Annotated in this window: 1 protein-coding gene; it reads right to left on the bottom strand. The window is 65.1% G+C overall.

Features of this window, described 5'->3' with window-relative positions; genetic code table 11:
- A partial coding sequence (locus SB786_RS35765; protein ID WP_410731513.1) for an alpha/beta hydrolase fold domain-containing protein occupies positions 1-367 on the bottom strand: 367 nt, incomplete at both ends.

Below are 367 nucleotides of genomic sequence, written 5' to 3' on the forward strand. Positions count from 1 at the left end.
GGTAATAGTCGATGCCGTGGTCACACAGTGGATCGACCCGTGCGACCACCACCAGCGCCGGCGCTAACCCGGCAAAGTCATCAGCCTCCAGTGGCATGGCACAGGGGTCGGTACGCTCGGCCTGGTTGGGAACAAAACCTTGCAGCGACTGCATCAGCCCCGCCACCGTCAACAGGGGTGCTTGCGCATGCTCCTGCATCGACGGCAGGTGCTGGCTGGCCGTGAGCACCGGGTAGGCCAGCAACTGGCCCAAGGGCTGCGCTTGGCCAGCATTGAGCAGTGCCCTGCACAGCCCCGCTGCCAAGGTGCCGCCAGCGCTGTCGCCAGCGACCATGAGCGTGGTCTGGCTAAGGTTGGCGTGGACTTT

Origin of the sequence: Burkholderia sp. SIMBA_062 (assembly GCF_046534765.1) — a bacterium.
GTDB classification, from domain to species: Bacteria; Pseudomonadota; Gammaproteobacteria; order Burkholderiales; family Burkholderiaceae; genus Burkholderia; species Burkholderia ambifaria.